Raw genomic sequence first — 11,312 nt, forward strand, 5'->3', positions numbered from 1 at the left:
TGCTTTTGGATAGTGAGATGTAAAGCTTGTTTTTTTAATAAATCGTTATGAGATGTTTTCAATTTTATATGAATATAAATGCCTTTAACTGAGAAAATATTATTGAGTTTTGTTATAATAGTGTGAAATTCTTATCGTTTCTTCTTTATTCGTCCTATTTTTAATACCAAAAGAAAAAGAATGACCAACCACATAAAAATTTGCCTTTTCTTTTTATTCGGAATTGCATCGGCATACGCCCAGGAAAAAGTAACGCTGAGCGGGACCATTGCCGAAGCATCCAGCAACGAAACCCTTCTTGGGGTAAATATCATTATCCCGGAACTAAACGTAGGAACATCTACAAACGCTTATGGTTTTTATTCTATAACCATTCCTCCCGGAACCTACAAAGTGCAGGTAAGTTATTTAGGTTTCAAGAATATAGTGGAAACCATAGCCATTAATGATGATGTAAAAAAGGACTTTTACCTCATGAACGATGCCGAAGAACTTGATGAGGTTGTTATTGAAGAGGACATCGAAAAAATTAGCATTAAAGAACCGCAAATGAGCGTAAACACGCTTACAACGGCCACCATAAAAAAAATCCCGGCCGTTCTTGGGGAAGCCGATGTTATAAAATCTATTTTATTGCTCCCCGGGGTCAGCAATGCCGGTGAAGCAGCTTCCGGGTTTAATGTGCGCGGTGGCGCCGCCGACCAAAATTTAATCCTCTTGGACGAGGCCATTATTTTTAATTCAGATCATTTATTTGGCTTTTTTTCCGTTTTTAACCCCGATGCCATAAAAAACATAAAGCTGTATAAAGGCGGAATCCCCTCAAGGTATGGCGGCAGGGTATCATCGGTACTGGATATTTATCAAAAGGACGGGAACAGTAAAGATTTTCATATGACGGGCGGTATCGGCGTGGTTGCCAGCCGTCTTTTGGCAGAAGGCCCCATAGTAAAAGACAAAGGCTCTTTTTTAATTGGTGGGAGAAGCTCGTATGCTCATCTTTTCCTAAAACTTACCAACAATGAAAATTCTGCTTATTTTTACGATCTCAATACCAAGCTTTCATACAAATTTAATGACAACAACAGTTTGTACCTCTCGGGTTATTTTGGTCGGGACGTTTTTAATATTAGCGACAGTTTTAACAACGTTTATGGAAACGCGGTGGCAAATGTAAGGTGGAACCATTTATTTTCAGATAAGCTGTTTTCAAACCTATCTTTAATATATAGTGATTACTATTATGGGCTCAGTTTGGATTTTGTTGGCTTCAACTGGAATAGCGGCATTAAAAACTTCAACTTTAAATACGATCTTAAACATTACTTATCCAATACCCTTAAATTGCATTACGGGGTTAATAATATCTATTACAAGTTCAATCCCGGGGAAATAGAACCGGAAGGAGAAAACTCTGGGGTCAACTATTTTAAATTGGTAGATAAATATGCCAATGAGGCTGCCGCTTACATAGATATTGAACAAAATATTACGGAAAAACTTTCTGTTGAATACGGAATAAGGTTCAGCAGATTCGACAGGTTGGGGCAAAGCGAAATTAATGTATATGAAAACAACAATCCGGTAACATATAACCAAGACCTCGGGATATATGAAAAAGCAACGCCAATAGATACCATTAGCAAAAGTAAAAGTACATCCATTGCTGCATTTAACAACCTTGAACCCAGGCTTGCGGTATCTTATGCCATAGACGATTCGCAATCGGTTAAAGCAAGTTACAACCGGATGACACAATATCTACATCTCATTTCAAATACCAGCTCTCCTACCCCGCTGGATGTATGGGCACCCAGCGGTCCCTTTATCAAGCCTCAAATATTGGATCAGGTTGCTATTGGATATTTCAAGGATATCAACAACAATGCATACTCTTTGGAAACCGAAGCGTTTTATAAAAAAATTAAAAATAGGATTGATTATATCGATGGGGCCGATCTTATTGCCAACAATGCCATTGAACAGGTTATTTTAAACGGTGAAGCAAAAGCCTACGGAATAGAGGTCTTACTTAAAAAAAATCTTGGCAGGCTTCAAGGCTGGCTTGCCTATACACTATCTGAATCTAAACAGCGAACCCCCGGAAGAAACAGTACAGAACCCGGTATTAACAATGGCGATTGGTATTTTACTCCTTATGATAAAACCCACGACATATCGGTTACTGGATCTTATATGCTTACCAATAAATGGAGTTTTGGAGCCAATTTTATTTTCCAGACCGGAAGACCCGCTACTTTTCCTTACGGACAGTATGAATACGAAGGGATAAACATACCCAGTTACGGCCCAAGAAACAACAATAGGCTTCCCTTTTACAACCGCTTAGATCTATCGGCCACGTACATACCCAAGCCTAAAACAAATAAAAAATGGCAAGGCGAATGGGTTTTTAGCATCTATAATGTTTATAACAGAAAGAATGCCGCTTCTATTACCTTCAGGGAGAATATGGAAGAACAACGAAATGAAGCTGTAAAACTTTCCATTTTTGGCATTGTCCCGTCAATTACTTATAATTTTAAATTTTAGTGTCATGAAATCTCCATCAATTATACATTCGCTAAACAAAATAATAAACAAGGCTACATTTTCATCTCATATATCAAAAAAGATAAGCCCTTTGCTTATGCTCCTATTTTCCTTGTTTCTAATTTCTTGTGAAGAAGTTGTGGACGTAGATCTTGACACAGCACCACCAAGATTGGTAATAGAAGCATCCATTAAATGGGAAAAAAGCACTTCTGGTAATGTTCAACAAATACATTTAACCACTACCGCGCCTTATTATGCCGATGAAGTACCCCCGGTACATAACGCCACGGTATATATAACCGATGAAGAAGGGAACCAATTTGATTTTATCGAAGAAGACAATACCGGATTTTATACAACCGATAGTTTTATCCCTGTAATGAGCACTACATATAACCTTACCGTAGTGCATGACGGAGAAACCTATATGGCCAAAGAGACACTCTTGCCGGTTTCGGACCTTACGTATGTTACACAAAATAGCGGTGATGTTTTTTCAGAAGAATACATAGAGATAAAAGCATATTTTAACGATCCCGCCGATGAAGAAAACTATTATATGTATACTTTTGATGCCGAAAAAGACAATACCATCGACGTAATAGAAGACCGTTTGGTTAATGGAAACGAGGTTTTTGCATTTTTTGTTAGTGAAGACATCCAGTCTGGCGAAGATGTGGACATTTCCCTTAGCGGAATATCCAAACAATATTACAATTATATGTATACATTGCTCGCCCAGGCAAATGAAGGCGGTGGCCCATTTGAAACCCAACCGGCTACCGTTAGGGGAAACATTATAAATACAACCAATCCCGATAATTTTGCGTTCGGCTACTTTAGATTGTCGGAAACCGATAAATATACCTATACTATTGAGTAATTATTTTTACTTTTGAAGCATGAATTTTACTAAAACCACAGAAGAACCGTCTAAATATAATCACCTTGAAAAAATGACGGTTAAAGAACTATTGACCAATATAAACCAAGAAGATAAAAGTGTACCTCAAGCAGTAGAAAAAGTAATTCCCGCCATTGAAACTTTGGTACAGGAAATTGTGCCAAAACTTAAAAATGGCGGACGCTTATTTTATATGGGAGCAGGCACCAGTGGACGCTTAGGTGTTGTAGATGCTTCTGAGTGCCCACCAACATTTGGCGTTCCTTACGACATGGTTATTGGCATTATTGCTGGTGGCGATATAGCCATAAGAAAAGCTGTAGAATTTGCCGAAGATTCTTTAACCCAAGGTTGGGAAGACCTCCAAGAATACAATATTTCCAAAAAAGATGTTGTAATTGGCATTGCCGCATCCGGTTCTACCCCTTACGTAATCGGAGCCCTAAAAAAATGCAATAAAAACGGCATCGTTACCGGATGCATTACCTGCAACCTACATAGTCCAATGGCCCGGGAAGCGCAGTTTCCTATAGAAGTAATTGTAGGTCCGGAATTTGTTACGGGAAGCTCCCGCATGAAAGCTGGAACAGCCCAAAAACTGGTATTGAACATGATTTCCACCTCTGTAATGATACAATTGGGCCGCGTGGTCGGCAACAAAATGGTAGATATGCAATTAAGCAATCATAAATTGGTAAACAGGGGAATTAAAATGATTATGGACGAAATAAATGTAGACAAAACCACAGCTGCAAATTTACTTGAAAAATACGGAAGTGTTAGAAATGCCATAAATGCCTATAAAGATGAAAAGAACCAATAGAGAACTTTTCTTTAAAAGCCTTAAATATTTTGCCTATACAGTACTTTTAATGTTTATGGCGCCCACCGTTATATATCAAGCATTTAAAAATCAAACGCACCCATGGTACTGGCCCGTTTTAATTTTGGGGCTGTTATTGGCCATTGCAGCTATTATCATGGGATTTTACAGTTTAAAAATTATTATGAAATCTTTTTTTGGGGATGAATAAATAAAGGCAATCATAAAAAGCTCAAGGGCCGGACATACAAGTTTTCACTTCTATGCCGGCCCTATCGCATTAATTAACAAATTGCTTCTTTAAGCCTTTAAAGCTCTTTTATTTTTATATCCTTCCAATATACTTTTATACCGCCCCCATCGTGTATCTGCAATGCAATTTTTCCATTGGCCTGTCCAATTTTATCATCGGTAAAGCTAATCATCTCATGCCCGTTCAACCAAGTGGTAACATGATTGCCTTCTACTCGGATTTTCATTTTGTTCCAATCTCCATACGCTAAATATTTATCTTTTTCCTTTTCGGGCTTAATAAGCCAACCACGCCCATAAGATTCGTAAATCCCGCCTGTGTCATGGTCTGGCGGGGCTACTTCGGCCTGCCATCCGCTTATTTTTGTTCCTTCAATACTCGACCTGAAAAATATTCCGCTATTTCCATCGGCTTCTTGCTTAAATTCAGCGGTCAATTCAAAATCGCGATAGGTTTTATCAGTAGCTAAATACCCATATTGCTTATCGGGTCCACTTTCTGAAACCAACAAGCCATCATTGTCTACATACCATTTTTCTGTTCCGTATATTTCCCAACCATCAAGATTCTTGCCGTTAAATAAAGAAGTTGAAGAGCCACAAGCCATGGTGAGAAACAAAACGGTCAATGCCGCTATATGCCTTAATTTCATAATTTTCTAATTTTTATATTCTTAAACCATATAAAACTTCCGTGATCCTGCAAACCGATATAGCCGGTTTTGGCCTTTCCATAATCTGGATAATCTTTCCATTTACCGCTTTCCTTTCTTTTTTGCCAATCGTCGGACCAAGGAACAAAAGATACCGTTTGCTTACCGTTTAACCAATATTCAACTTTTTCATTTGTAAAAACAATCCTTGTGGTATTCCATTCGCCAGCCTTTTTTACCGCTCCTTCATAATCGGGGTTATACATACCGTAATCGGCACCGAGCGACTGCCATGACTCTAATTTCTCAGGAAACCCTATTTGGTCTATCATTTGGTATTCCGGTGCATTAAAATAAGGGGCTTTATACTGCTCTCCTTCCAGAACATGATAAAAAAGTCCGCTATTGCCGCCTTCAGATATTTTCCATTCAACAGAAAGTTCAAATTCACCATATTTTTCTTTTCCATAAATAATGTCACCGCCTATATCGCCTCCTTTTCCCAACGATTTTAGCATATCTCCTTCCAGCACCCATCCTTCGGGCAAGGTTTCGGCATTATAACCTCTCCAACCATCTGTGCTAGTCCCATCAAAAATATATTGCCAATCTCCTTCTTTCCTTTCGTGAATGGCTACTTCCTTGACTTCTTCTACAGTGGAAGAATCTGTATTTTCTTTTTCTTTGCTCTTACAAGAAATACTTGCATAAGCCATTATAAGTGCTATATATATAATTCTTTTCATTATAAATTAATTAGGTTTATTATATTTTTCGGGTCGTAATTACGATTTTAGCTTCATGTTTACCGGATCCCATTCCATAAATTTATTTTGCCTATAGCTATCGTTGCACAATAATGCAGGAGCTGCGGCCCTAAAAGCAAACACAGGATCTTCTACAACGCTTCCACTGTTGCGTATGGCATTAAAGAAGTTGGAAAAGTGATCGTAATGAGCGCCCTTATATCCATTTTCGGCTTTGTAAACAAGTTCCAATGGCGGCACCATATGTTTTCTATCGGATAGTTGAGTTTTGCCTTTCATCTTTTCTTTGGTAAATGGGTCGTCATCGTCAAAAGAATTGGCATTTCTTTTTAAAACAACTTCTTCCCATTTCACATCCATAGAACCTTTGCTTCCTACAATTTTTAAATACGTACTCCCGCTGGTCCCATCAACAAAATTACACCGCAAAGAAAGGTCAAAACCGGGATGTTGCTCCGTATCTGGGTAATCAAACATCCCCAACAACACATCTGGCACCTCACGTCCATCTTTCCAATACCTTAGGCCTCCAGTAGCCGATATTTTTGTTGGCCCGTAAGAATTTGTAATGAAATGCAAACTTGAAAAAAGGTGTACAAACAGGTCGCCAGACATTCCGGTTCCGTAGTCTATATAATTACGCCACCTAAAAAAACGGTTTGCTTCATATGGGCGTTTATTGGTATTTGCAATATAGGTATCCCAATCTACTGTTTCAGGAGAAGCATCGTCTGGAATTGGGTACTGCCATGCCCCAATAGGCGAGTTTCGTGCCCAAAACCCTTCAGCATAATTAATATCGCCAATTGCTCCATTTGCCAAAAGTTCCTTCGCTTTTTCATTTCCCAAGGAAGATAACCCTTGGCTTCCTACCATGAATATTTTCTCGGACTTTTTCCATGCGTTGATAAGTTCCATGCCTTCGCCTACAGAATGTACCATGGGCTTTTCGCAATAAACATGTTTTCTTGATTTCAAGGCATCGATCCCAATTTGTTTGTGCCAATGGTCTGGAGTACCAATTATAACGGCATCAATATCGTCTCTTTTTAATATTTCCTTATAGTTTTTGGTTGTAAAAAGATGGCTTCCCCAATTTGCTTTGGCCGCATCGAGCCTTGCCGTATATAAATCGCATACAGCCTTCAATTCAATATTGGGGTGCTCTAAAGCGGTTAGCGTATCGGCTGTTCCCATGCCTCCGGCACCTATTAAAGCTATCCGTAGTGTACTTAAATCATTATTTCCATTGGTTCTTTTTAGAAACTCAAAAGGCTTGGTTTCTTTTGCAAAAGCCATTGGCGAAATTGTTGCAGCTGCCCCAGCAACACCAAGTTTTTTTATAAAACTCCGTCTATTTTTTTTATCCATAAAAGTGTATTAGTTGAATTAATAACCCTAATCTACTGATATAGGATGTACTAAAAGGGGTAATAAACGGGGTAATGTATAAAAATAGAAGGATTTAAGTCTAAAATAACCGATGTGTTATTAGTTTGAAAGCAGGCTTACATCGTATGGTTCCTTATAAAAGGATTCATAAAGTTTTTTATAGCTATCCATCACTTTTTTTGCCGACATGTGTTTCCCCTCGTTAACATAAAGTTGAATTTTTTTCTTAACAGCAGTTTCATACAATGGGTCAATAACCAAAATGGCGTCTATAATATTGAACAAGGCCTGATGCTCAATTTCTAGTTCTTCTTCAATATACGGGGTTAATATATCAAGAATGGTATTTCCGTAATCGGCCTTAAAACTATCTAGCCATTCCAAATCCAATTGGGGTAAAAAGGGGCCTTTATTGACCAAATGGGAAATGCTCATTACTTTTAACTGTTTGGTGCTGTGTTTTATATTATTGAATAATTCTGGGATAAAGTGCTTTAATTCTAAAAGATCAATTCTAATGTCATTGGGGATTATCAAGCTCCATTTTTTATCAGAAAAAACAATATCGACGGGCAATTTACCCTCCAATATTTTTCTTAATTCCTTTATTTGTGTACTTCTGTTATTTTTTATACTTGCAGGAGTAAAATTGGGCCATAAGATTTCTCCCATTTTTTTCGAACTTATCCCTCCACTTTTAAGGGTAAATAGCAATAACAACAAAAATAGCTCTTTCCTTTTGGGCGATAGCAGGTGCGTTATATCTTCCATACCATTGTCACTTTTTAAAACCAGACCTCCCAATAACTCAATATGGTAATCTCCCAAAACTATTGTCTCCTCGTTTTCAATCTTTACAATCTTTCTTGAAAATTTCTTTCTTCTTAATATCCAAACTATTATAAATACAATTAAACATATTCCCGCAAAATAAGCCCAAACTGGTGATTTTGCATTATTGCTCTTAACAGGAATGCCTTTTTGATATATGCTGTATATTTCATCATCGCTCAAGGCTCGGTTCCACATAGCAAAATCGCTCATTAAACCATTATAATATTGCCCCCATAAATTACTGCCTATTAAAACGGAATGGTCTGTATTGGCAATTGTTGATGCCTCTTTCTGGTCTATTAACCGACCATTGAGATAGAAAAAAACTTTGTCATTTGGCATATAAACATACGCAACATGAATCCATTCACCCGGTTTTATGTTTACTGCATAACTTGTATGGTCCTTAATTCCCGGGGTGGTAAACTGTAAGTTTCCATTGAATATCTTGGCAGAAAAAACTTCTCCCTTCCCAATAATACTATTGCTACCGGAAACTTTTTCGGGTTTGAGCCATACTGAAATTGTCAATTCCTGAAAATTTGCATCATCTGAACCATAATCAATATAACTGGAAACCCCATTAAAATAAGCAACCTTACCCTTATTGCTCTTTTTGTATTCAATATCAATTGGTGTTGCTCCATTCTCCAGCAAAATATTTTCAAGAAGGTTTTCCTGAAACGGAAGGTGAAATTTAAGCTTATCGGTTAAATGATATTTATAGGCCCTAAAAATTTTGGCGCTGTTTGTGTTATAATCATCAAAATTAAATATGTCGGGGGAAAAACGATACCCTCTTTTTTGCGGCGACAATTTTGCTTCAGAAGTAGTAAATACCCCTGTCGTAATTAATCCCGGCACCTCTTTCCAACCTACACCCTTTAATGGCTCTCCGTTAATCTCTACATTGACCGAATGTTCTTGCTCCAATATATCATAACCCTGCGGAAAAACATTAATGCTCCACAAAAAAGCAAACACCGCAATAATATTAAAGTTAGTTTTCATTAATTGGTTTAGATGATTACAACTAAAATATAAAAAACTATTGAAGCTATGGCTATTTAATGAATAATCATGGTAACACCCTTCATTTACAACCTATAAAGAAGCCTTATAAAAAACTTGTTGCAAAGAAGGTCTAACATTTAAGTTATATAGGTTTCTGTGAGTTCGTGTTGGGTAAACACGGTTGGACAAGAAAATAAACAAAAGCTTATTTACCGGATCTGCCCATACGTATGTTCCGGTAAACCCACCATGCCCAAAACTTTCCGGACTTACTTCTGGTGCTGGGGATGCATGGGCGATATCCAATTCCGAATTATTAAGTAATGGCTTATCAAAACCCAATCCACGTTTATTTCCGTTTTCGGGGTATTGTACTTTTGTAAATTCCTTCAGTGTTTTTTCAGAAATATAACGTTTGCCCCCATAAGCTCCCATAGACTGGTACATGTATATTAATTTAGCCAAATCGTTGGCGGTTGCAAACAAACCAGCATTTCCCGAAACACCACCCAATAAACTGGCATTTTCATCATGAACCCAACCTTTTACATATGCCTTTCTGTATATGGTATCCAGTTCTGTTGGAACAATAAGCTTTTCTGGATATTTACCACTTGGGTTAAATATTAAATTGTATGCACCCAAAGGTTTGTATATGCTGTCTATAACATAATTTTCGTAAGGAACGCCTGTTAATTCTTCAATCAATTCAGGATAAATTAAAAAACTCATCCCGGAATATTTATATTTTTTTACATCCGAAACTTTAGACTTCCCAATAATTCTATACATTTTCTTCCTAAAATTCCTATTTAGATATAGGTCTTTGTATATCTTTACCGGAAAACGCTTGCTATATTCAGTCCGTACATACCTCCTCTTAAAATGTCCTTTTTTCAAAATTTCATTTAAAAAAATATAATAAGGCTCCAAACCTGCCTGATGCGCCAATATTTCCCGGACTGTTAAGTCTTTTTTATCCTTAATATGTGACCAGGGCTTCCAATAAGTACTGAATTTTTCATCAACATCTATTTTACCTTTATCAACCAGTTGCATCAAAACGGGCAATGGCCCTGTTATTTTTGTAACCGAAGCCAAATCGTATAAGTCGTCATTGGAGACAGGCTGTAGATTATCAAAGGTATGATACCCAAACGATTTATGATAAATTACCGTATTATTTTTGGCTACCAAAAGCTGGGCTCCGGGAAAAGCCTGCTCCCTTATGGCCGTATCCATAATAGAATCCACCTTTTTATGTATATACGAAGCATCCAAACCCTCGTCCTCGGGCTTTCCATAATTTAAGCGGATTAAGTTTTTTATTGATATACCCGCTCCCTTCTTAAAATGCCCTTTTATATCCGCATTAAGTTTTCCACTACAGCCAACTCCACCAAAAATAAGCGATGCTGCATTATTCAAGCTTTCTTTTTCGCCATCGGCATACTCAATAAGTGTATCTGCATTAAAAATATAATTGTTATAAATAAAATTATCCAGTTTAATAAAAGAGACACCTATAATCTTCGCTTGAGGCAAAAGGCTATTTATTTTATAGAGCAGTTCCCAATTAACTTCTTTATTGGCAATAGAAAATATAACAATATCGTGCCTGCCCAATTGCTGTAAAATATCTTCAGAATCTGTCAAGTTAAACACATCGATCTTTGCATATTTCTTGAGCGTCGAATTAAACTCCCTTACATCGGCATTTCGACATAGGTTAACGCTTGCTATTTTATTGCCAAGATTTATAATAGGAATTACATTGGCATCATTCTTAAGGAGAATACACGGTTCAGCACCGTTTTGTGCATATATAGACGAGGTAAAAAGTAAAAAAAGGAGTAAAAGTTTGGGAGTAAATTTCATACATCAATAATTTATATTGCAATTTACTAAATGAAAACAGATATAAGTTATCAATATGCATTTTAATTATAACGTACCCCTTAGCGTAGCGCACCGGGCACGGTTGCCAAAAAAAAAAGGCAAAAAAAAGCCCCGATGTCCGTCCGGGCATCGGGGCTCAAAAGAAGGCGGCGACCTACTCTCCCACTTGCGTAGTACCATCGGCGCTGGCGGGCTTAACTGCTCTGTTCGGAATGGGA

At 37.5% G+C, this 11,312-nt stretch carries 9 protein-coding genes and 1 rRNA gene; 4 read left to right on the top strand and 6 right to left on the bottom strand.

Translation table 11 applies throughout. The annotated features are described in order from the left end of the window. The first annotated feature begins 180 nt into the window (after positions 1–180). The 4 genes from PSF86_RS08265 to PSF86_RS08280 are packed head-to-tail and all read left to right on the top strand — an operon-like array spanning position 181 to position 4,494. Positions 181–2,553 (top strand): TonB-dependent receptor, encoded by a 2,373-nt coding sequence (locus PSF86_RS08265; protein ID WP_277899587.1) that lies wholly within the window; start codon positions 181–183, stop codon positions 2,551–2,553. A gap of 4 nt (positions 2,554–2,557) precedes the next feature. Next, positions 2,558–3,439: a DUF4249 domain-containing protein gene (locus PSF86_RS08270; RefSeq protein WP_277899588.1), complete on the top strand. Its 882-nt coding sequence runs from the start codon at positions 2,558–2,560 to the stop codon at positions 3,437–3,439. Between the two features lie 19 nt (positions 3,440–3,458). Next, positions 3,459–4,283, top strand: coding sequence for an N-acetylmuramic acid 6-phosphate etherase (murQ, locus tag PSF86_RS08275; protein ID WP_277899589.1), 825 nt, complete (start codon positions 3,459–3,461; stop codon positions 4,281–4,283). Beyond that, complete coding sequence (locus PSF86_RS08280) at positions 4,267–4,494, top strand: DUF6095 family protein (RefSeq protein ID WP_277899590.1); 228 nt, start codon at positions 4,267–4,269, stop codon at positions 4,492–4,494. Before murQ ends, PSF86_RS08280 begins: the two co-directional genes overlap by 17 nt. Before the next feature lie 97 nt (positions 4,495–4,591). On the opposite strand, the gene PSF86_RS08285 is transcribed toward PSF86_RS08280, so the two are convergent. The 6 genes from PSF86_RS08285 to rrf all read right to left on the bottom strand — a co-directional run. Then, positions 4,592–5,188: a 3-keto-disaccharide hydrolase gene (locus PSF86_RS08285; protein ID WP_277899591.1), complete on the bottom strand. Its 597-nt coding sequence runs from the start codon at positions 5,186–5,188 to the stop codon at positions 4,592–4,594. Next, the gene (locus tag PSF86_RS08290) at positions 5,185–5,934 is read right to left on the bottom strand and encodes a 3-keto-disaccharide hydrolase (RefSeq protein ID WP_277899592.1); all 750 of its coding nucleotides are present in this window, start codon (positions 5,932–5,934) and stop codon (positions 5,185–5,187) included. The genes PSF86_RS08285 and PSF86_RS08290 overlap by 4 nt, the downstream gene beginning before the upstream one ends. A 39-nt stretch (positions 5,935–5,973) precedes the next feature. Then, positions 5,974–7,326 carry a Gfo/Idh/MocA family protein gene (locus PSF86_RS08295; protein ID WP_277899593.1) on the bottom strand — a complete coding sequence of 451 codons (1,353 nt, stop codon included), beginning with the start codon at positions 7,324–7,326 and terminating at the stop codon, positions 5,974–5,976. A 120-nt stretch (positions 7,327–7,446) separates the two neighbouring features. Next, positions 7,447–9,192 (bottom strand): LamG domain-containing protein, encoded by a 1,746-nt coding sequence (locus tag PSF86_RS08300; protein ID WP_277899594.1) that lies wholly within the window; start codon positions 9,190–9,192, stop codon positions 7,447–7,449. A gap of 93 nt (positions 9,193–9,285) precedes the next feature. Then, positions 9,286–11,073 (bottom strand): serine hydrolase domain-containing protein, encoded by a 1,788-nt coding sequence (locus PSF86_RS08305; protein ID WP_277899595.1) that lies wholly within the window; start codon positions 11,071–11,073, stop codon positions 9,286–9,288. A 162-nt stretch (positions 11,074–11,235) separates the two neighbouring features. Next, a 5S ribosomal RNA gene (gene rrf, locus PSF86_RS17940) occupies positions 11,236–11,312 on the bottom strand; the annotation flags it as partial.

It is taken from the genome of Galbibacter pacificus (assembly GCF_029603165.1).
In the GTDB taxonomy this organism is placed as follows: domain Bacteria; phylum Bacteroidota; class Bacteroidia; order Flavobacteriales; family Flavobacteriaceae; genus Galbibacter; species Galbibacter pacificus.